The organism is Flavobacterium hercynium (assembly GCF_002217285.1).
Lineage (GTDB): Bacteria > Bacteroidota > Bacteroidia > Flavobacteriales > Flavobacteriaceae > Flavobacterium > Flavobacterium hercynium.
This window is the reverse complement of record NZ_MUGW01000050.1, coordinates 23772-47002: the sequence shown is the minus strand read 5'-3', so window position 1 is coordinate 47002 and position 23231 is coordinate 23772. Positions and strand designations below refer to the sequence as shown.

The following is a 23231-nucleotide window of genomic DNA, read 5'->3' as shown; positions in this document are numbered from 1 at the left end:
GATCATTCTGAATTTTGTAAGGTTGATTCGCTCTCACCCGAATCTTTTAAAAAAACAACTGCTAATAATCAAAGCGTTTAAAGGCTTCAATTGCTTCATATTCAGCCAAACCTAAATCATCATATAAGATGGCTGTATTTTTATTACGGTCTTCTGCTCTTACCCAGAATTCTCTTGAATCATTTCCCTGAAACATCACTCTGTCTTTTTGAGACTGGTGATATAAAATCGCATGACGTTTTAATAATACTTCTGATGGAGAAAGCGGAACGGCCATGTCTATTTCATGAATATCCCATTCGTGCCAAGCTCCGCGGTACAGCCATAGCCAACAATCATCCATGTACGATTTCGATTTTAATTCGCCCATTGCTGCAAAAATAGCATTCAGACAAACTTCATGAGTACCATGCGGATCAGCAAGATCACCGGCAGCAAAAACCTGATGTGGTTTTATTTGCTCAATAATATCTTTGACAATAGCAATATCTTCAGGACCCAAAGGATTTTTCTTTACTTGTCCTGTTTCATAAAATGGAAGATCTAAGAAATGTGTATTTTCATCTTTCAATCCAATGTATCTTGTTGCAGCATAGGATTCTCTTCTTCTTATAAGTCCTTTTAATTTTCGAACTTCTAAAGAATCGATTTGATTTTCTGATTTGCTGTTCAGGAAGTCGATAACCGATTTAAAATTAATTTTTACACCTTCATCACTCACAAAATCACTACAAACTTCAGCAAATTTTAATGCTTCATCATCTGTAACGGCTATATTTCCAGAGGTTTGATATACAACATGTACATCATGACCTTGTTTTATCAATTTTGAAAAAGTTCCTCCCATAGAAATCACATCATCATCAGGATGTGGACTAAACAGAATCACTCGTTTTTTAGCAGGATTGGCTCTTTCAGGACGATGTGAATCGTCTGTATTTGGTTTTCCACCCGGCCAACCTGTAATGGTATGCTGTAATACATTGAACATGTTTATATTCAAATCATAAGCAGAACCTTCTAATGCCAAAAGATCAGACATACCGTTGTTATTGTAATCACGGTCTGTAAGTTTTAAAATAGATTGTTTTGTTTTTTGGCACAACCAAACAATAGCTTTACTTTTTAATTCTTGTGTCCAAATACATTCTCCAACTAGCCAAGGTGTTTTAAAACGTGTTAATTCTGAGGCCGCTGATTGGTCTAATACGAAAGTAGCATTAGGGTGATTTTGAAGAAATGTAGCCGGAACTTCAGAACTAATATCGCCCTGAACGGTTCTTTTTATAATCTCTGCTTTGTTTTGTCCCCAAGCCATCAATACGATTCTTTTAGATCGCATAATGGTAGATACTCCCATGGTAATAGCTCTTTTAGGAACATTGTCTATACCATTAAAATCTGATGATGCATCTACTCTTGTAATGTGATCCAGTGTAATGATTCTGGTTCCTGAATTGATGTGCGATCCCGGTTCATTAAAACCTACGTGACCTGTACGGCCAATTCCTAATAATTGAAAATCTAATCCTCCTGCGTTTTTAATATTCATTTCATAATCAATACAATATTGATTTAATTCATCAATAGCGATTGTACCATCCGGAATATTAACGTTTTCCGGTTTTATATCAATATGATTAAAAAGATGCTGATGCATGAAATAATGATAGCTCTGATTATTTTCTTTTGTCATCGGATAATATTCATCCAGATTAAAAGTAATAACATTGCTAAAACTCAATCCTTCTTCTTTGTGCATTCTCACTAATTCAGCATATACCTTTATAGGAGAAGAACCTGTTGCCAAACCTAATACACAAGATTTATTTTTTTCTTGTTTAGATCTAATTAATTGAGCGATTTCCTGCGCTACAATTACGGAAGCTTCTGCTGAACTTTTGAAGATTTCGTTATGGATTTTCTCATATCGGGTTTCTTCAAACTTTCCGGCACTTTTATAGCTGATATCAGGTTTTATTTCTAGAGCACTTTTCATTTTTTTCTTTTTAGGCGTTTTTCTAGATGATTTTTTAAAATGGTATAAGCAACTCACGTTACTTATACCATTTAACAACCAAACTTATTTCTTTATCTTTTTGTTTTTGGATTAGAAGTTAGGCGCAGTAGTATCCCACCAAACTCTTGTTCCGCCATTATCTGGCCCACCTAGTTTAGCAACTCCTGTAGCAACTCCACCAACATTCGTTGCTTTTTCAGATTGAACGAAATTAACTCTTCGTACTCCTAACTCTGTTGTAATGGTTCCTGCACTGTAGTTTTTAAGTACCGGGAAAAGTTTAGGATAACCTGTTCTTCTATAATCAGACCAAGCTTCCTGACCTTCAGGGAAACCGGCAATCCATTTTTGAGTAATAATTTTTTGCAGTTTTAATTCATTTGTACCAGCAGCATCCCAAGCAATTGTTACATTATTTACTGCCGGTGAATTATTTACTGTAAAACTAGGATCTACATAAGCTTTAGGCGTTTTAATGTTGTCTGCAATATAATTAGCAGCACCAGAAGCACCACGTTGTTCAAAAGAAGCAGCAATACCTTTTTCATAAAACTCTTGGGCTGTTCCACCCATATTCCAACCTCTCAATGCACCTTCAGCTCTCAAAAAGTAAGCCTCTGCAGTTGTAAATAAAACAATCTCTCTTGAACGAGCTACTGCGCCAATACCTGAAAAATCCTGGTGATCAGACTTAGCTGCAATTTCAATACCCGTACGAACTCCTTTATATTGATCAGGAAATTGTTTTGACGTATCAAAATAAGTTGCTAATCTTGGATCAGCATATCCACCCATAATAGATTCCATATCAGCTGACATACGAATGTCTAACCAAGAACCACTAATAGTTGCAATTGGATTAGTGTAAACTGGAGAAATAACTTTAAATAAATCTGCATTTGCTGTAAAAACTCCAAATTTGTGTGCTACAGCTTTTTCAGCCTCTGTTTTTGCTAATGCAGGATTCACTTTTACAATACGCATTGCTAATCTTAAACGCAAAGTATTTGCGAATTTTACCCACGCTTTGTAATCACCTTTGTAATCTGATAAATCTGTTGAAGCAAAAGTTGATTCTTCATTTGCGTCTACTCTCGTTGTTAAATCAGCTACTGCAACATCTAATTCTTTAAACATCTGATTGTAAACTTCTTCTTGTGAGTCATAACCAATTGTAGTATCTGATGTACCAAACTGAGAATAAATGATAGGACCAAAAGTATCCGTAATTCTATGCATGCCCTCAACTTTTAGAATTAAAGACAACGAATAAAACTGATCATATTTACCCTTTGCTTTATTCGCAATATCATAAGCATTAAACATTACATTTTGATAACCATAATCCCAGATAAATCCATTCCAGTTATCCATTAAAAAATAGGTTGAATTATTTATTCCACCTTCAAAACCTGTAGGTGTAGCCATATATCCTGACCAAATATCTGAATTTAAACCTTGTTGCAATTGATAAACCCAATCCGGATTTAATACAAGAATATTATTAAACATCGGAGCAAATCCAAGTTTCACATGATTAAAATCCTGCTCTAATTCTACTGGTGTAAATCCATTTGGATTAGTATTAATTTCCTCAAAATCACCTGTACAACCCACTGTCGCGAGTACTAACATACAGATTGTTGCTTTTGTTATTTTATTTAGTTTCATGTTTTTAGAATTAGAAAGTTACATTTAAATTAAGACCGATACTTCTTGTAGATGGTAAACCATAAATGTCAACCCCTTGTAAGCCCTGACCTGTACTTAATGCAATATTTGGATCGAAAGGAGCATCTTTATAAATAAAGAATAAGTTTCTGGCAATTAATGAAATACTTGCTGTTTGAATAAATGGTACTGCTTTTGGATTGAAGTTGTATCCGATAGTAACCTCTCTAAGACTAACATTAGTAGCGTCATAAACATACTCTCCTGTAATTCCTGCTCTTCCACCTACTTGTGTGTAGTATGATTGAGCATCCATCGTAGCAACTGCTGTTCCATCAGGTTTAACTGCATTTACAACAACACCACCAGCATTTCTTGCATCTCCTGAAGCTTTAGAAACTCCGAAAGAATCATTTTGAGCTTCTGTTAAACTCATAACATTACCACCAAAACGACCATCAATTAAGATATTAGCAAAGAAAGCTCCAAATTTAAATGAGTTTGAGAAACCAAGCATGAAGTCAGGATTAGAATTACCAATCTCTTCAAAATCTGTTCTTTGAATTGTTCCATCATCATTCAATAACATTCTTCCCTGAGCATCTCTTTTGATATTATAACCTTCAATCACACCATAAGGTCTACCTTCAATCAAAGAATATCTATAGCTATTTACTCCAGATTCTGTCAAAGTAACTCTTTTCCCAATATTATCAGGAAGCTCTTTTACTGTATTCTTATTTTTTGAAAAGTTAACCGATGCATCCCAAGAAAACTTCTGTGCTCTTACAATACCTGCATTCAACACTGCTTCAAAACCTTCGTTAGCAATACTTCCTGCATTAAAACCGTAATAAACAACTCCCTCTTTATTTGCTTTTGGTGCAAGAACTTGTAAATATTGATTTTTAGTTTCTGAATTATAATATGAAATCTCGAAACCTAATCTATTATTAAACATTCTCCATTCTGTACCAAATTCAAACTCTGATTTTAATTCAGGTTTTAAAACAGTTCCTTCCTTAGGACCAGCATTTGGTTTAGGGTCAGTAACATTAGGAGTAAAATAAAATGTTGGAGAAGTAACAAAAGGATAAACATCATTTCCTACTTGAGCATAAGTACCACGAACTTTTGCGAAATTAATCCATTCTGGTAAAGTCGTCATTTCACTAATCAAAGCAGTTACCCCAACAGATGGATAAAAGTATGATTCTGCTACTGTAGAAGACCAGTCATTTCTTCCTGCTAAATCTAAGAATAACATATCTTTATAACCAAAAGTTGTTGTTGCAAAAACAGATTGCACTTCTCTTCTAGCGTCAATTGTCTGGTAGTTTCCTGAATTATTAACGAAATTGGACAATGTAAACCAGTTTGCGTATCTCAATCCAGAGCTAATTCCTGAATCTAAAATTGTTTTTTGATTTGTTAATGTATTTGTTATACTTGTTCCAACGTTAGCATTAAAATTAAAATTTTCTCCAATTTTAGTATTAATTGTAGCAATTAAATCTGCATAACGCTGTGTACTTAATGATTCTTCATTAATGTAACGACCATTCATGTGCGAAAGAGTTCCTTGCGTTGTAGCATATATTTTCTTATCGAACGAATTGCTTATTCTGTTATAGCTGTAACGAGAAGCTATTGTTAACCAATTTGTTGCTTTATAAGAAAGAGATAAAGCTCCATTGAAGAAATCATTTTTATCTTCAGATTTATTTCTGTTAATTGCCCAATATGGATTTTGCATAATATCTCTATTTGTCATCCAGTTTTGCGCCATTAAATTTCTAGTTTCGTCAAAAGTTTCGAAATTGTTTTTGTACTCGTTAAAGTCATTTCCTCTTGGCATTAAATATACTCCTGTGATTGGATTAAAGTAAAATCCATTTACTGGTTTGTTATTAATTTTTTGGCTTGTGTAATTTGCGTTAGCTGCAAAAGATAATTTATCTTCAAAAAACTTAGCAGTCTGACGAATACCAAAGTTGTTTTTCTTTAAACCATTTCCAGGAATAATACCTGAAGCTGTAGTATTTGCATAAGAAAATGCAGTAGAAGAATTATCAGAACCTAATGAGTACCCCACAGAAGTAATTTGTGTAGTTCCTGTGTTAAAAAAGTCTTTTACATGATCTTTAGATTTTCCGGCTGCACCCCAAGATTCATCTGCTCCCGGAGCAGCAATATAATCTGTTTGAAATTTTGGCATGTAAGCAGCTTGTTCAAAAGTAGTAACAGAAGAAGCTGTAATATTAGCTTTTCCTGCTTTAGCTTTTTTAGATGAAAGCAAAATAACACCATTAGCTCCTTGTGAACCGTATAATACAGAAGCGGCAGCACCTTTAAGAACTGTCATTCCTTCATAATCATCTGGATTTACTAATGAAATAACATCTCCTCCATCACGGTTACCTCCTGCTAAACTACCAAATGCATCATTTGGCTGACCTGCACCTGAATTTAACATCGGAATACCATCAATAACATATAATGGCTGGCTATTAGAAACAGATGAGTTTCCACGAATTACTACTTTTGTAGATCCACCTGTACCACCAGAACTTTTAGTTACGGCAACACCGGCAATTTTACCAGCAATTGTATTAATAACGTTGGCATCTCTTACTCTTGTTAATTCTTCACCTTTCAACTCCTGCGCTGAATAAGTCAAAGATTTTCTGGTTTTCTTGATACCTAATGAAGTTACAACAACTTCGTTAAGTGAATTCGATGCTGCTTGCTGCATTTTTACATTAATTGTAGCATCATCTCCAACAACTATTTTTTGTGTTTCAAGACCTACATAAGTAAAAATTAATGTTTGTCCTTTTTGTGCTTCAATTACATACAGTCCGTCAAAATCGGTTGTAGAACCTTTTGGACCTCCTTGTACAGCAACAGATGCCCCTGGTAACGGCATCCCATCAGCATCTGTAATCAGACCTTTGATGTTCTTAGACTGAGCAAGAGAAACTTGCGTCGTAAAAACAATCATAAAGATTAAGAAAATTTTTTTCATGTTTATTTATTTTGTTAGTTATGATGTAAATTTATTCTTAACGTATTGTTAAAAAAAATAATTTATACAAACGGTTCTAAAATTTAAACCAACGACATAAAACAATCAATAATGCGTTACACGAAAACGTTTTCAAAAAAATATAGTAAACTGTTTTTAGATTTTTATAAAACTTTATTCAAAAAAATTGTGTTTTACCATCTAATTGTTTAAAGTTGCAAAAAAATAATTCAAAACTAATCCGGCCTTAACCTTACTCACAGTTGAACGAAATTAAAAAACTAAAATTCGACATCAAACTTCAAAATCATATCTGGTTTTGGGGCGGTTACTTTACACTAAACTTTTTAAGATGGGGCGCTTATTTTAATGATTACCCTTATTCCTTTAAATCGAACTTAGTAGAATTTTCACTTCACATTCCCTTGGTTTATTTTAATCTTTTCGTTTTGGTACCTAAATTGGTCTTAAAGCAGAAATACATTCAATACACCTTTGCATTAATTCTAAGCTTATTTGGCGTTTATTTATTAAAAACGGCCTTAACCTATTATATCATATCCGAAAACATCTGGCCGGAAGCTAATCGTGAATACCATTCTTTTGAGATAAATCATATTGTAGCCGTTTGTATCGGAGAATTGTACGTGTTAGCAATGGCATCTTCCGTATACCTTACTTTGACATGGTTGCGAGAAAGAGAACGAAACAGATCTTTAAGAGAAAATCAATTTAAAATAAAACTGAAATATCTCGAGAATCAAATACAGCCACATTTTTTCTTCAACACCTTAAATAACTTATATGCATTATCATTAGAATCCTCTAATAAGGTTCCGGATGTAATTATTAAATTATCGAATCTAATGGAGTATGTGCTGTACGATGTAAAAGGAACCAAATTTGTTCCGCTCATAAAAGAAATCGACTACATTCAAAATTATATTGAAATCGAAAAATTACGTTTTGAAAATGTAGAAGTTACCATAAATCTGGAATCTGATATTGAAGATATAGTTGTGCCGCCACTCATTTTTATTTCATTAGTTGAAAACGCTTTCAAACATGGCGGAATAAACAATCGTAATCTAAAAATCAAAATAAACTGTAAAGTTACCGACAATAAAATGTTACATTTTGAAATCTTAAATAATTTTGTACTTTCACAAAATCTAAATCCAAAAAGTGGTATTGGATTAGTCAACACCAAAAAGAGATTGAAGTTAATTTACAAAAACGATTTCAGCTTAAAATACAAAACGAAACTAAATTACTATATAATCCGTTTGCAAATACCTATTCATAATGAAAATTAGATGCGTGTTGATTGATGATGAGCCTTTGGCTATCAAAGTTTTGCAAAATTACTTTACCAATTTTACCGACTTTGAAGTTATTGCCACATTCAATAATTCTTTAGAAGCGCTTGATTACATAAACAGTACAACTGTCGATGCTGTCTTTCTAGACATAAATATGCCTATGATGACCGGATTTGAATTAATTAGCCTGGTCGAAAACAAAACCAAAATTATTATTACAACAGCTTTTAGAGAGTTTGCAGCAGAAAGCTACGATCTTGATGTTTTAGATTATTTGGTCAAACCAATTCCGCTTCCGCGATTTATAAAGTGCATCAATAAAATTACAACAGAGTATAATTTAAAAAACAATATTAAAGTAGAAACCACAAAAGGTGATTCTCATATTTTTATCAAAGTAGATAAAAAGATGATGAAGATTAATATTGAAGAAATTCTTTTTGTAGAAGGAATGAAAGAATACATAAAAGTCGTAACACCTGATAAAACCTACATTACACACAAATCTTTAACATCATTATCAGACGAATTACCGGCAGATCGCTTCCTTAGAATTCATAAATCATACGTGATTGCACTTAATAAAGTAAAATCTATAGAAGGAAACCGTATTCAAATACAATCTTACACTATACCAATAGGCAGAAATTACAGTAAAGAAGTAAAAAATAAAATTCTTGAATAAAATTTAATTCTATTTTTCGTTTTCTAACTCGGTTAAAATTAACACATTGTTGAAAAAATCGTGTCGTTTATTTAATTTTAACATTATTTGTGGCATTTTATTTTTTTTTAATACAGTTAACAAATATATTTACTGTCTTCAAAAAACAAATTTAAAATTAACCTTATCACAATTATGAGTTCAGAAAATGTACAAACGAAGTGGGGACAGTTTATCCCTCTTGTCATCGTATTCTTCTTTTGGGGATTTGTTGCTGCAAGTAACGACATCCTGATTCCTGTATTTAAAACAGCATTTAATCTATCGCAAGGAGAAAGTCAATTAGTATCTCTCGCTTTTTATATTGCGTATACAGTAGGATCGCTAATCTACATGGGAATCTCTTTTTTAATAAAAGAAGATTTAGTGAACAAGATAGGATACAAAAACGGTCTCTCTCTGGGTTTACTTATTTCTGCACTAGGAACATTATTGTTTTATCCGGCAGCAAATACAGGATCTTTTCCTTTAATGTTATCCGGATTATTTATTGTTGCGCTTGGTTTTTCGTTACAACAAACTGTGGCTAACCCTTTAGCTATTGCTTTAGGTCCAATTTCAACAGGATCACAACGTCTTACATTAGCAGGAGGAATCAATAATTTAGGAACTACAATCGGACCACTTATTGTATCTTTTGCTATCTTCGGATCTAGCACAGGAGGATCAACATTAAGCATCGAAAGTGTAAAAACACCTTATTTAATTTTAGGATTAGCCTTTTTATTAGTTGCTATTCTACTAAAATTCTCTTCATTACCAGACAAACCCGCTTTAATTGAGGAAGAAGTGGTAACGGATGGTTCAACAGCAAAAAAATCAGCTTTACAATATCCACAATTAGTAATGGGAATGATCGCCATTTTCCTTTACGTAGGAGTTGAAGTATCTACAGCAAGTAACCTACCTGCATACATGGAAAGCAAATTAGGCTTTCTAACGCACGAAGTTGCACCATATATTTCATTATACTGGGCTAGTTTAATGATCGGACGTTGGACAGGAGCTGTAGAAGCTTTTACACAAAAAGCAAGCTTACAACAAATATTACGTTTCGTAGCACCATATTTAGCATTTGGAGTATTTCTTGCCGTTAATGCTATTGCAAAACACGATTTAACACCATTCTATATCTACGGATTAATAATTTTAGTATTAATTGCAGCAGATATCGCGAGTAAAGGAAATCCAGCGAGAATGTTATTAATATTTTCAGCATTAGGAATCATAGCTTTAGTTATCGGAATGTCTACAAGCGGTATGGTAAGCGTTTATGCCTTCACAAGTGTTGGTTTATTCTGTAGTACGCTTTGGCCATGTATCTTTACATTAGCAGTAAGCGGATTAGGCAAAAACACAAGCCAGGGAAGCAGCTTCCTTATCATGATGATCATGGGTGGTGGAGTTATCAGCTGGGTACAAGGATTTGTATCTGAATCTATTGGTATTCAAGCAAGTTATATCGTAGGTGTATTATGTTTTGCTTACTTAGTATTTTATGCTTGGAGCGTAAGCGGAATCCTTAAAAAACAAGGAATCAGTTTTGACAAAAAACTTTCAGGAGGTCATTAAAAAACCAAAATACAACCAAATAAAAATGTCCCGTTTTCATGTAAAACGGGACATTTTTTATTTAAAACAAGGCATAAAAAAAACACCATCTTTTATTAAAAATGGTGTTCTTAAAATATCGTAAGTATATATTATTTATTTCCTTTTTCGAAATCAGCAACAAACTGCGCTAATCCAATATCAGTCAAAGGATGTTTCAATAATCCGTAGATTGCAGAAAGAGGTCCGGTCATAACATCAGCACCAATTTTAGCACAATTTACAATATGCATTGTATGACGCACAGAAGCTGCTAAAATTTGAGTTTCATATCCGTAATTATCATAGATTTCTCTAATTTCCTGGATAAGGTTTAAACCATCAGTAGAAACATCATCAAGACGACCAATAAACGGAGAAACGTAAGTTGCACCAGCTTTTGCAGCCAATAAAGCCTGACCAGCAGAAAAAACAAGCGTTACATTTGTTTTAATTCCTTTATCAGAAAAATATTTTGCAGCCATTACACCTTCTTTAGTCATTGGTAACTTAACTACAATTTGCTCATGTAATTCCGCTAGTTCCTCACCTTCTTTGATCATTCCATCATAATCCAACGCATTTACTTCAGCACTAACATCTCCTTCAACAAGATTACAAATATCTACATAATGCTTCAGGATGTTATCTTTTCCGGTAATACCTTCTTTTGCCATCAATGATGGGTTAGTCGTTACACCATCTAAAACACCTAAAGCCTGTGCTTCTTTAATCTGAGCTAAATTAGCTGTGTCAATAAAAAATTTCATAATTATATTTATTTAATTGTGTTCTTAATTTGGGCGTTCCACAAGTGTCGGGCTATTCACTAAATCTTTTATTTTTCTAAAGAAAAAAAATAAAAGGATACCGTTTCTATCCCTAACGCAAATCCTGCGCAAAATTACAATTTATAATGATTCATTAACATCTTTTCATACATTTTATCCGGAAGTGCGCGCTTCAAAACAATAGAAAATTTCTGCATAAAAACACCAACTTTATAATGCACCTTTGGACTCTTCGCCTGCATGATTTTATATACTGCCTCTGCCATTTCATTTGGATTACTTCCTGCATCAACATGTTCATTCATCGTAGCAAGCGTATCACCGTATACTTTTTCATAAGCTGAGCCACTTACAACCGGCGCATGATAGCGTCCGGAAGCAATATTTGTTGCAAAATCACCGGGAGCTACGTTTGTTATATCAATTCCAAAAGATTTCACTTCCATTCTCAAAGCTTCGGTAATAAGCTCCAAAGCTCCTTTAGAAGCAGAATAAACACTTCTGTATGGCAAGCCCATATAAGCTGCAATCGAAGTAATATTAATAATAAGTCCCGATTTTTGCTCACGCATTTGTGGCAAAACCGCTTTCATTACTTCAATAGGGCCAAAAAGATTTGTTTCAAAATTATTCTTGATTTCCTCCATCGGAATTTCTTCCAACGGACCCGTAATTCCAACTCCGGCATTATTAATAACAACATCAAGACGTCCGGAAGTTGCAATAATTTTTGCTACAGCCGCATGAATAGATTCCGCATTTCTAACATCCAAGGCCACAAGCGGAAAAACAGAATTCACCACCCGATCCGGATTTCTGCTCGTTCCATATACTACAAAACCTTTATTGTGCAGAAACTCTCCAATAGATTTTCCAATTCCTGATGATCCTCCGGTAATTAAAACGACTTTACTCATGGTTTTTTATATAAATTGTGAATTGTAAGTTGTGAGTTGTGAATTATAAATTATGAATTGTGAATTTATATACTTTGCGCTCATTTATAATTAATCGACGCTATGTATAACAAAGTAAATTAGTTCATATAAATAAAAGAATAGAAAATATAAATTAAGTTCAATTCAAAACTCATAATTCACAATTCATAATTCAAAACTGTTTCCAAACGTTCAAAAATAAAAAAATCTCCCCTAAGGAAGACCACTTTTGTATTAATTCTAAAAAGAATTCGATAAAATAAAAAATGGCAAGCGACCTACATCGCACCGCTCAACCACGTACCCTTGCTATGTTCCCATCCTGGGGGAGTCTGCAGGAGCTGGTCGTGTAGGACTTGCCGATGCAAATATACAATCTTTTTATATTTTTGCAAGACCTTTGTTGCTATAAAATTATCGTCGTATATTGGCTTATTCAAATTTTAAACTATGAAAAAATATAACTTCCTAAGCATCATTTTATTAGGAATCACATTAATTGGATGTGGAGACACAAAAAAAGGTGAAAATTCTTTGTTTAACATCGATGATTCTGCTTTTCAGGCTCATTTTTTACAAGAAGAAGCTGTTTCGATCGCTATTTTGAACCCAAATTCGAAGGAAATTGACAGCATTGTCTACTTCGTAAACGATAAAAAAGTGGGAAGTCAAAAAGGAGCTCAAAAATTCAATTTTCCATTAAAAGATCAAAAATTAGGATACCAATATATAAAAGCTACCGTTTATTACGGATCTAATTCTTCTGATGCTACAAAACGAATCGAATTAGTTTCTAACGTTACGCCTAAACCTTTCAAATATAAAGTCGTAAACACCTACGAACACGATGCTAAAGCATTTACAGAAGGTTTGGAATTTTACAAAGACACTTTATACGAAAGTACAGGACAAGAAGGCGCTTCTTTCATAAAAAAATACGATTATAAAACAGGTAAAATCTACAAGCAGATTGATCTTGACAAAAAATACTTTGGAGAAGGAATTACTTTTATAAACGACAAATTGTTTCAATTGACGTATCAAAACAAAGTAGGTTTTATCTACGATGCCAAAACATTAAAACTGGAAAAAACTTTTAACTACGAAAAAGAAATTGAAGGTTGGGGAATGACAAATGATGGCAAATACATTTACCAAACAGACGGAACAGAGAAAATCTGGAAAGTTGATCCTGCTACTCAAAAAATGATCGACTATGTAAATGTTTATTCAGGAACATCAAAAATTAAAGCTATTAATGAACTGGAATGGATTAACGGAAAAATCTATACCAACGTTTGGTTCAAAGATGCTATCGCTATTGTAAATCCGGATTCCGGAGCTGTTGAAGGAATTTTAGACATGTCAGGTTTACGTAAACTAATGACTGGTGTAAAAACAGACGACGTTTTAAACGGGATTGCTTACAACCCTAAAACTAAAACCATTTTTGTAACAGGTAAAAACTGGAACAAAATGTTTGAAATATCAGTTTCAGAATAAAAAACAAAATAAACAAAACCCGAATTTCACAGACATTAAGAAGCAATTAATAATGTCTGTGAAATTCGGGTTTTACAATACTATCAACAATGATAACATTAATTACAAACATAAAAGAATTACTTCAGGTTCGTGAAACTTCCATTGACAAAGTTTCAGGAGCAGAAATGGCAATTCTTCCCACGATAAAAAATGCTTTTCTGATTCTGAATGACAGTATTATCGAAGATTTCGGAACAATGGAAAACCTTCCGGACATCAAAGCTGACAAAGTTATAGATGCAACCGGAAGAGTCGTACTTCCATCCTGGTGCGACAGTCATACTCATATTGTGTATGCAGGAAATCGCGAACAGGAATTTGTAGACAGAATTAATGGTTTCTCGTATGAAGAAATCGCGAATCGTGGTGGTGGAATCCTAAATTCGGCTAAAAAACTCAACGAAACTTCAGAAGAAGAAATCTACAAGCAATCTAAAATTCGTTTAGAAGAAGTAATGCATTTAGGAACAGGAGCTGTTGAAATAAAATCAGGTTACGGACTTACAATAGAAGGCGAGTTAAAAATGCTGAATGTCATTAAAAAACTGGCAGAAAACTATCCTATTTCCATAAAAGCAACATTTCTAGGCGCTCATGCCTTCCCTGTTCATTACAAAGAAAACAAAGCAGGATATATTGATGAAATTATAACAAAAATGATTCCGCAGATTGCCCAAAATCAATTAGCAGATTATATTGATGTTTTCTGCGAAACGGGCTATTTTTCAGTAGAAGAAACAGAAAAAATAATGGAGGCAGGAATCGAACATGGTTTAATCCCGAAAATTCACGTCAATCAGTTTAATTCTATTGGCGGAATACAAGCCGGAATTAAATTTAAAGCCCTTTCTGTGGATCATCTTGAAATTATGAACCCGGAAGACATTGAAGCATTAAAAAACACCGAAACGATGCCGGTTGCATTACCTTCCTGTTCTTATTTTTTGAGCATTCCATACACACCAGCCCGAGAAATGATAAAAGCCGGTTTACCTTTAGCTTTAGCCACTGATTTCAATCCAGGTTCTACTCCATCAGGAAATATGAATTTTGTGGTAGCAACTGCTTGTATCAAAATGAAAATGACTCCGGAAGAAGCCATAAATGCTGCCACTATTAATGGCGCTTACGCAATGGGAATTTCAGAAACACATGGAAGTATTACAAAAGGCAAAAAAGCCAATTTAATCCTGACAAAACCTATTTCATCTTACTATCAAATACCGTATGCATTTGGAAGTAACCTAATCGAAAGTGTTTTTATAGAAGGAAAAATTTTAGCATAAAAAAAGAGGCGTTTAAAACGCCTCTTTTTTATAGAACAAAATCATTGCTTTCTTATCTTAAAGAAAAACTAGTTTTAGAAACTAACTCATCGTTATCGAAAACATTGATAAAGTAAGTTCCTTTTGCGAACTCTTTACCTTTCAAATCTTCAGTAACATTTACAGTTTTGTTTTCATACTGTACAGTAGTTTTAAAGCTGTAAGTTAAAGTGTTATCACCAAAACTTTCAGTCTTTTTATCACCTAAAACATTGTTTTTAGCATCGATAACCTGTACATAATACGTTTTGTCTCCTGATTTAGCAATTTGATTTTCAGCAATCGTGAAGCTAATTTTCAAAATATCAGCACGGCTCGCTTTATCTGTTTCAATTTGTTTTCCTGAGCTTCTTAATTTGTAAGCTGCAGTTTTAGTATTCAAAATTGTTAATTTAGCACCTTTTTCAACAGTTTTAGCCAACTCTTCGTTTTGACCAACTAAAACTTCATTGAATTTTTTAGACTCTCCCAAAACAACAATTGTACTATCTCTCTGAACTGTCAAAACACCGTTTTGTTTTTTCAACTCATCGTTTTCAGCAACTAAAGTTTTCATTTTAGCTTGCATCCCTTGCACTTGATTTCTGTATTTAGTTACATCTCCTTTAGATTTATTTAAATCATCCATCAAAGCTACAACCTTATCTCTCTCCTGAATTAACTCATCAGACATAGACGTATTCTCAGCAATTGCAGCATCGTAAGTTGCTTTCAATTCTTGCAAATCTTTCATAACAGATTCTTTTTCTGTTAGAGTCGTCGTAAGCTCTGTCTTAACTACATCTGTATCAGATGATAATTTAAAAATATACACTAAGCTACCAATTAGTAGGACTGCTAAAACTGCGATTACCGCTTTTAGACTTGAATTGTTTTTCTCTGGGTTTTCCATATTTAATGATTTTTCTTTAAAACAAATTTAAGAATTAATATAATCGTTATAACGTAACTTAGTAAATTATATTATTTTTGAGCAATATTTTTTTTTATGGAAAAACTAATCCCTTTTACTATTAATGATTTAGCCAAGGTAACAAATCATAGAAGTGGTGAAATAAAATTTGGAGAAAAAATGATCATCATCCCAAAGGATGCTGACAAAATTGAGTTCATCAAAGAGAGCGAAGCGAAGTATGTATTATTAGGAATTCCGGAAGATATTGGCGTACGCGCTAATTACGGAAGACCCGGAGCTGCTTCTGCCTGGGAAAGTGCTATAAAAAGTATCGCAAACATTCAGCACAACAGGTTTTCAAAAGGAAGTCAGATTATTGTTTTAGGTCAGATAAATGTAGCAGAAGAAATGCGCGATGTTGAAAATCTTGATTTTAATGATATCGACGATCGATCCAAATTAAGCCAGCTAGTCGAAAAAATAGACAAAGAAGTATCTCATACTGTATTTAGCATTATTAAAGCCGGAAAAACACCCATAATCATCGGCGGAGGTCATAATAATGCCTACGGGAACATCAAAGGATCAGCCTTGGCAAAAGGTAAACCTGTAAATGCCGTTAATTTTGATGCTCATTCTGATTTTAGAATTCTGGAAGGCCGTCATAGTGGTAATGGATTCTCCTACGCTTACGAAGAAGGTTTCTTAAAAAAATATTTCATTTTTGGTTTACACGAAAATTATACTTCTAAAAGTGTTCTTGATATTATCAAAAAATTAGAAGACCGCGTTCGCTATAATACTTACGACAGCGTAAACATTCGCAAAGAGAAGGATTTTTACAGAGAAATGGTTGCTGCATTAGAATTTATCAAAACGGATGCTTTTGGAATCGAAATTGACTTAGATGCCATTCCTAATATTGCCAGCAGTGCCATGACAATTAGTGGTTTTTCAATAGAAGAATTACGTCAGTTCGTATCGTTTTTCGGTCAGCACAGAAATGCTGCTTACTTACACATCTGCGAAGGTGCACCAGATCTGGACGGATCACCAAACAATCATTTAATCGGCAAATTAATTGGCTATTTAATAACTGATTTCATAAAAGCCAATAACGAAAAAATTTAATACGCAATCCCAATAACTAAGAAGAAAATTAAGCTGTTAACCAAATAAACAGCGATTCCGAAAAACGATTAACCGAATAAACCTATCTTTGTGCAGAATTTTAGTGACTAAAACTAAAATTCTTAATATTTAAGATATGTTATTCGAAGATTTATCACTTTCAAAAAGTATACAAAGAGCCGTATTTGAAGAAGGCTACCTAAACCCTACTCCTATTCAGGAACAATCTATTCCGATCGTTCTTTCAGGAAGAGATTTAATTGGTTGCGCTCAAACAGGTACCGGAAAAACGGCTGCATTTGCAATTCCGATTATTCACCAATTGCACCGAATCGTAGGTTCATCAAAAAAAGCGAAACAAATTCGCGCTCTTATCGTTACGCCAACTCGTGAATTAGCTGTTCAAATTGGACAAAGCTTTGATACGTACGCAAAATATACCAACTTAACACAATTGACAATCTTTGGTGGAGTATCACAAAATCCACAAGTTGACACGTTAAAGCAAGGAGTTGATATTTTAGTAGCAACCCCAGGAAGACTATTAGATTTACAAAAACAAGGATTTCTTGATCTTGATCATCTGCATACTTTGGTTCTTGACGAAGCAGATCAAATGCTGGACATGGGATTTATAAACGATGTAAAAAAGATCGTTAAGTTAACGCCTAAAAACAGGCAGACTTTATTATTTTCTGCTACGATGCCAATCGCAATTCGTGAATTGGCCGAAATGTTTTTAAGAGATCCTGAAAAAGTAGAAGTTTCACCAGTTTCTTCAACTGCTGAAAATGTAGAACAACGTATTTACTTTGTAGAAAAAACAGAAAAAAGAAATTTGCTTTATCATTTAATCAAAAATGAAAACTTATCTAACGTCCTTGTGTTCTCAAGAACAAAGCACGGAGCCGACAATGTTGTAAAAGCACTTCGTAAAAAAGATATTCCTGCAGAAGCTATTCACGGAGACAAATCACAAAATGCAAGACAACGTGTTCTTGATGCTTTTAAAAATAAAGAAGTGGGCGTTTTAGTCGCTACAGATATTGCAGCAAGAGGAATTGATATCGATCAATTGCCTTTTGTAATCAATTTTGATTTACCAAATATCCCGGAAACTTACGTACACCGAATTGGTAGAACAGGTCGTGCCGGAAATGGCGGAATTGCGATTTCATTTTGCAGCAAAGACGAACATCCGTATTGGAAAGACATTCAAAAACTAATCAAGGTTGACGTAAAAACGATTGCAGACCATCCTTATCAATGGCACGCAGGCAGCCCTGAAGCAACGGAAGAGAAACCTAAAAATTCAAACCGAAGCGGTGGTGCTCACAAATCAAGAAAATCAAGTGCTTCTAAACAAAACAAAAAACGTTGGTATTAACCAACGTTTTTTGTTTCACAAATTAAGTAATTCATAATTTTAAACAACTGTACTGGCTCAAAAGGTTTAATTATGATATCGTTCATACCAGAGGACATTGCTTCGTCCTTTATTTCATCCTTATCAAAAGCCGTTAAAGCAACAATTGGCGTATCTATTCCTAATTGACGAATTCTTTGTGTAGTTTCAAATCCGTTCATTAATGGCATATTGATATCCATTAATATCAGATCAAATTCAACAGCAGTCAAGAGTTCCAAAGCTGCAAAACCGTCGTCTACAACTTCACACACATAATTATTTTTCTCAATTATTTTTCTTGTAACCAATTGATTAATAACGTTATCCTCTACAATTAAAATTTTATAGACTTCATCTGATGTTAAATCAACTTCAATTTCTTCAATAATCGTTTTAGTTTTAACAGGATCATGCTCAAAAGGAATCATAAAAGTAAAAACGGTTCCTTTGCCAATATCACTTTCTAATTTTATCGTAGATCCAAAAAGCCCTAACAGACGCTTTACAATACTTAAACCTAATCCAGTTCCCTGATAATCCTCATCTCTTCTGCCAACCTGAACAAATTTCTCAAAAATTTTACTTTGATCGTCAACAGCAATTCCCACTCCATTATCCTTGACATGAAACTCCAGAAAATATAATTTTCCTTTAATGCTGTTCAAATTAATAGAAATATTTACTTCTCCGTTTTTAGTGAATTTTAATGCATTACTAACTAAATTCATCAGGATTTGTGCAAGTCTCAACTTATCACCAATTAAGTATTCCGGAATTTTAGGATCGATATAAACCTCAATTCTATTATTATTATTTTGAGATAAAAACGACAGAGAATTTTTGATCATTGCTATTTCATCAGAAATATTAAAAGTCATGTTCTCCAGTTCTACCTTATTTTCTTCGATTTTATTAATCTGAAGAATATCGTTTACAAGCGTTAGTAAATATCTTGCCGAAAACTTCAATGAACTTAAATGCAAACTATTCGATAATTCTTTATGTTCTTCGAGCAACATATTCGTTATACCCACCACACCATACAGCGGTGTACGCAATTCATGACTTATAGTCGAAATAAATTGCGTTTTGATAAGCGAGGCTTGCTCTGCAATTTCTTTTGCTTTTAAAAGCTCTAAATTGTGTTTTTTCTTAAAACCGATATTTTTAATTAACGTGATAATCAATAATATCAAAACAAATGAAATCAGTATAAATAATATAACGATAACCCGGGATTTTTTCAAACTTTGATATTGTGATATCTTTTCATTTTCAATTTTATCAATCTGTCTTTTATATTCGTCAAGTTCCAGATTAAACCCGGCAAGTGACGCTTTTTTTAATTTTTCGAGATTGTATAGTTCTTCCGTAATTTTATTAAATTCCAAAAGATTTTCATACGCTTCTTTATACCTTTTACTTTTGGTCAAAAACTTAGAATATTCTAAATGTGCGTATGACAAATCCGATTGTTCCTCGCTATTTTTCCCTATCTTTATTGCTTCTAAAAAATGATTGGCGGCGACATCATTATCTTCTTTATAAGCAGCATACATACCGTTCAACATATTCACTACAATCTCTGTAGAAGCATCACCATACTTTTTTTCATTATTGTTTACAAATTTCAAATACGAATAACCATCATCAAAATTTCCACAATCAAAATAGGCCCAGGCAATATTTACATTAGTAAAATACACTTGGTTCAAATCGTTAATTTTCAAACCATAGGCAATAGATTTCTTGTAGTATCCAATTCCTATTTTAATTTGTTTTTTTTCGAAACAATAGACATTTCCTAAATTGTTATATAAGCTATACTTCAAAGAATCATTGTCTATTTTATTGGCATAAAATAAACTTTTATGATAGAAAAAAATGGCTTTATCAAATTCTGATAGTTCATTAAAATTAACTGCGATAACTTTATAAGATTTCGCTATTAACTGATCGTTCTTTAGGGTTGTAGCATAGTTTAAAGCTACTCTGGAAGTAAGCAGGGACTTCTCAAAATTAGAAACTTTGTATTCTGACCATGCCTGTTTTACAAGTGCATTAATTTTAGCATCTGAAATAGCTTCAGATTGCGCCATAGCAGCGTTAGTCATACTAACAAGCGATAGGAGTAGAAATAAAAAAATCCGCATTTGGGGCATAAATCGGCTTTATTTCATCAAATATACGCTTAAAAATAAAAAAAGCTGTATTAAATACAGCTTTTTAGTTTTTTAGATGAAAACTTATAAAAATTATAAGTTTATTTATTTTAAAAATTTACTCCAAATTAACTTCAGATGGAGTTTCAAGATCTTTCCCGTTTTCCCATTGTCCTACTACTGAGGTTGCTAAAGCATTTCCTAATACATTCGTAGCACTTCTAAACATATCACAAAAGTGATCAATTGGTAAAATCAAAGCAATTCCTTCGATTGGAATATCAAACATACCACAGGTTGCAGCTACGACTACCAAACTTGCTCTTGGTACACCCGCTATTCCCTTACTTGTAAGCATTAAAACCAACAACATTGCCATTTGTGTTCCCAAATCCAAATGTACACCGTAGAACTGTGCTATAAAAATACTCGCAAAAGTCATGTACATCATACTTCCGTCCAGATTAAATGAATAACCAAGTGGCAACATAAATGAAACGATTTTGTCTTTTACACCAAAATTTTCTAATTCTTCTGTTAGTTTAGGAAAAACAGCTTCGCTGCTTGTTGTTCCAAAAGCAATCGCTAATGGTCCAACGATACGTTTTAATAATTCAGTCATTCTTCCTTTCAGGAAAATATAACCTACCACAATTAAAACTACCCACAAAGTACTTATTCCAACTAAAAATGATCCGAAAAACTTGAAGTAAGTAATGACCAATTCCTGAGCATCTCGTATAGCAAACACTCCTGCAATAGCTCCAAAAACTCCAATTGGAGCGAAGTTCATCACATAATTTACCATTTTCAAAACGATATGCGACATTTTATCTAAAGCATTTATCACTGGCTTTACAGAGCTTCCAAGAGATGCAGCAGCTAATCCGAAAAAGATAGAAAATATTACGATTTGTAAAATTTCATTCGTTGCCATTGCCTCAAAAATACTTTTAGGAACGATATGCTCAACAAAATTTTCAAAAGTCAAAGAAGCAGTTTTTCCAGTTACTTCAGATGCTGATGCCATATCAACATCATCCAATTTCAATCCTACACCAGGCTCTAAAAGGTTTACATAAAACAAACCAATTAGTAATGATATAAAGGAAGCAGTAAAAAACCATCCAAGTGCCTTTCCTCCGATTCTACCAACGGTTTTTATATCTCCTAATTTAGCAATTCCAACCACTAGAGTTGTAAAAACTAACGGAGAAATAATCATTTGCACCAGCCTAATAAAGACGGTAGCAAGCATTTTAATTTTATTACTAAAAGATACTGCTGATTCAGGCGAAAGAGAATTATGCAATATAATTCCTAAAGTCGCTCCCAGCACCATAGCAATTAAAATTTGTCCCGTTAATCCTGAAAGAAATGATTTTTTTTTGGTTTCTGTTACTTGCATTAATTTATTTTTTATTTATAATTAAAATATAAGACCCTCACTGTCTTACCTTTTATTAATATGTTTTGTTGATCAGATAAAAATCTGCCAAAACAATCGCTGCCATTGCTTCAACAATTGGCACTGCGCGAGGTACAACACAAGGATCATGACGTCCTTTTCCTGTCATTGGGGTAATGTTACCTTTATTATCTAATGAATCTTGTGTCTGCATAATCGTTGCAACGGGTTTAAAAGCAACTCTAAAATAAATATCCATTCCGTTACTTATTCCTCCCTGAATTCCTCCGGAAAGATTTGTCTTTGTAGTTCCGTCACTATTGTATAAATCGTTGTGTTCACTTCCTTTCATTTCTGAACCTGAAAAACCGCTTCCGTATTCAAAACCTTTTACAGCATTAATAGAGAGCATAGCTTTTCCTAATTCAGCGTGTAATTTATCAAACACAGGCTCACCTAATCCTACCGGAACGTTTTGAATCACGCAGGAAACAACACCGCCAACGGTATCGCCTTGTTTGCGGATCTCACGAATATATTCTTCCATAATTGCTGCCGATTTTTCATCCGGACAACGAACAGGGTTACTTTCTATTTTCGAAAAATCTAAATCCTGATAAGGTGTATCTAAATGAATATGTCCCACAGACGAAACATAAGCATTAATTTTTATTTCGGGCAACATTTGCTTTGCAATAGCTCCTGCTACTACTCTGCTTGCTGTTTCACGTGCAGAACTTCTTCCTCCTCCACGGTAATCACGAAAACCATATTTTTGATCGTAAACATAATCCGCGTGACTTGGTCTGTAATTGTCTTTTATATGCGAATAATCATCCGATTTCTGATTTGTATTGGGTATAATAAAACCAATTGGAGTTCCTGTAGTTTTACCTTCAAATATACCGGATAAAAACTGAACACTGTCCGGTTCTTTTCTTTGAGTTACAATTGCTGACTGTCCGGGCTTTCTGCGGGACATCTCAACTTCAATCGCTTCTAAGTCAAGCTCTATTCCTGATGGACATCCATCTATTATTCCTCCTAACGCTTCGCCGTGAGATTCTCCAAATGTTGTAACTTTATATAAGGTGCCGAAGCTATTTCCTGCCATTTTATTTTGTTTTGAGCAAATGTAAGTTTTATGAATTAAATTAAAAAATTTAAAATTGTTAATATTAAATAAAGATTAATCAGATTAAAAATCACAATTTATTAAAATTGTGTGCGATTTAATAACCTTTTAATAAAACATGTCCTCATTAAGTTTCTT

Annotated in this window: 16 protein-coding genes and 1 other RNA gene; 7 read left to right on the top strand and 10 right to left on the bottom strand. The window is 33.6% G+C overall.

Translation table 11 applies throughout. The features are described from left to right. Nucleotides 1-61: 61 nt before the first annotated feature. The 3 genes from nagB to B0A66_RS19400 all read right to left on the bottom strand — a co-directional run bounded on the left by nagB (nt 62) and on the right by B0A66_RS19400 (nt 6719). Entirely contained in the window at nt 62-1999 is a 1938-nt protein-coding gene (nagB, locus tag B0A66_RS19410) for a glucosamine-6-phosphate deaminase (RefSeq protein ID WP_089051522.1), read from the bottom strand. Between the two features lie 111 nt (nt 2000-2110). Next, nucleotides 2111-3691 (bottom strand): RagB/SusD family nutrient uptake outer membrane protein, encoded by a 1581-nt coding sequence (locus tag B0A66_RS19405; protein WP_089051521.1) that lies wholly within the window; start codon nt 3689-3691, stop codon nt 2111-2113. 10 nt (nt 3692-3701) lie between these two features. After that, nucleotides 3702-6719, bottom strand: coding sequence for a SusC/RagA family TonB-linked outer membrane protein (locus B0A66_RS19400; protein WP_089051520.1), 3018 nt, complete (start codon nt 6717-6719; stop codon nt 3702-3704). A gap of 263 nt (nt 6720-6982) precedes the next feature. On the opposite strand from B0A66_RS19400, the gene B0A66_RS19395 reads away from it, so the two are divergent. The 3 genes from B0A66_RS19395 (at nt 6983) to B0A66_RS19385 (ending at nt 10337) form a co-directional block, all read left to right on the top strand. Next, complete coding sequence (locus tag B0A66_RS19395; RefSeq protein WP_089051519.1) at nt 6983-8035, top strand: sensor histidine kinase; 1053 nt, start codon at nt 6983-6985, stop codon at nt 8033-8035. Then, a complete protein-coding gene (locus B0A66_RS19390; protein WP_089051518.1) occupies nt 8025-8726 on the top strand; it encodes a LytR/AlgR family response regulator transcription factor in 702 nt (233 codons plus the stop codon). The genes B0A66_RS19395 and B0A66_RS19390 overlap by 11 nt, the downstream gene beginning before the upstream one ends. A 174-nt stretch (nt 8727-8900) precedes the next feature. After that, nucleotides 8901-10337: an MFS transporter gene (locus B0A66_RS19385; protein ID WP_089051517.1), complete on the top strand. Its 1437-nt coding sequence runs from the start codon at nt 8901-8903 to the stop codon at nt 10335-10337. Nucleotides 10338-10468: 131 nt separating this feature from the next. Here B0A66_RS19385 and fsa read toward each other — a convergent pair whose 3' ends face one another. The 3 genes from fsa to ffs form a co-directional block, all read right to left on the bottom strand. Beyond that, nucleotides 10469-11125, bottom strand: coding sequence for a fructose-6-phosphate aldolase (gene fsa, locus B0A66_RS19380; RefSeq protein WP_089051516.1), 657 nt, complete (start codon nt 11123-11125; stop codon nt 10469-10471). Nucleotides 11126-11259: 134 nt separating this feature from the next. Next, nucleotides 11260-12063, bottom strand: a complete 804-nt coding sequence (locus B0A66_RS19375) for an SDR family oxidoreductase (protein ID WP_089051515.1) — start codon at nt 12061-12063, stop codon at nt 11260-11262. 285 nt (nt 12064-12348) lie between these two features. Further along, nucleotides 12349-12446: signal recognition particle sRNA small type (gene ffs, locus B0A66_RS19370), an RNA gene on the bottom strand. Nucleotides 12447-12534: 88 nt separating this feature from the next. On the opposite strand from ffs, the gene B0A66_RS19365 reads away from it, so the two are divergent. Both B0A66_RS19365 and hutI read left to right on the top strand, forming a co-directional pair. Then, complete coding sequence (locus tag B0A66_RS19365; protein WP_089051514.1) at nt 12535-13587, top strand: glutaminyl-peptide cyclotransferase; 1053 nt, start codon at nt 12535-12537, stop codon at nt 13585-13587. An 89-nt stretch (nt 13588-13676) separates the two neighbouring features. Then, nucleotides 13677-14915 carry an imidazolonepropionase gene (hutI, locus tag B0A66_RS19360; protein ID WP_089051513.1) on the top strand — a complete coding sequence of 413 codons (1239 nt, stop codon included), beginning with the start codon at nt 13677-13679 and terminating at the stop codon, nt 14913-14915. Nucleotides 14916-14967: 52 nt separating this feature from the next. Here the strand turns inward: hutI and B0A66_RS19355 are convergent, their stop codons facing one another. Further along, on the bottom strand, nt 14968-15846 hold the full coding sequence (locus B0A66_RS19355; protein WP_089051512.1) for a hypothetical protein: 879 nt from the start codon (nt 15844-15846) through the stop codon (nt 14968-14970). A 96-nt stretch (nt 15847-15942) separates the two neighbouring features. Here B0A66_RS19355 and B0A66_RS19350 point away from each other — a divergent pair, with 96 nt between their 5' ends. Next, nucleotides 15943-16980, top strand: a complete 1038-nt coding sequence (locus tag B0A66_RS19350; RefSeq protein WP_089051511.1) for a formimidoylglutamase — start codon at nt 15943-15945, stop codon at nt 16978-16980. Between the two features lie 136 nt (nt 16981-17116). Beyond that, the gene (locus tag B0A66_RS19345; RefSeq protein ID WP_089051510.1) at nt 17117-18367 is read left to right on the top strand and encodes a DEAD/DEAH box helicase; all 1251 of its coding nucleotides are present in this window, start codon (nt 17117-17119) and stop codon (nt 18365-18367) included. Here B0A66_RS19345 and B0A66_RS19340 read toward each other — a convergent pair. The 3 genes from B0A66_RS19340 to aroC all read right to left on the bottom strand — a co-directional run bounded on the left by B0A66_RS19340 (nt 18364) and on the right by aroC (nt 23072). Then, on the bottom strand, nt 18364-20502 hold the full coding sequence (locus tag B0A66_RS19340) for a response regulator (RefSeq protein WP_244283551.1): 2139 nt from the start codon (nt 20500-20502) through the stop codon (nt 18364-18366). The two genes, B0A66_RS19345 and B0A66_RS19340, sit on opposite strands and share 4 nt — an antisense overlap. Before the next feature lie 166 nt (nt 20503-20668). Further along, entirely contained in the window at nt 20669-21958 is a 1290-nt protein-coding gene (locus B0A66_RS19335) for a dicarboxylate/amino acid:cation symporter (RefSeq protein WP_089051508.1), read from the bottom strand. A gap of 55 nt (nt 21959-22013) precedes the next feature. Beyond that, nucleotides 22014-23072 (bottom strand): chorismate synthase, encoded by a 1059-nt coding sequence (aroC, locus tag B0A66_RS19330; protein WP_089051507.1) that lies wholly within the window; start codon nt 23070-23072, stop codon nt 22014-22016. Nucleotides 23073-23231: the final 159 nt, after the last annotated feature.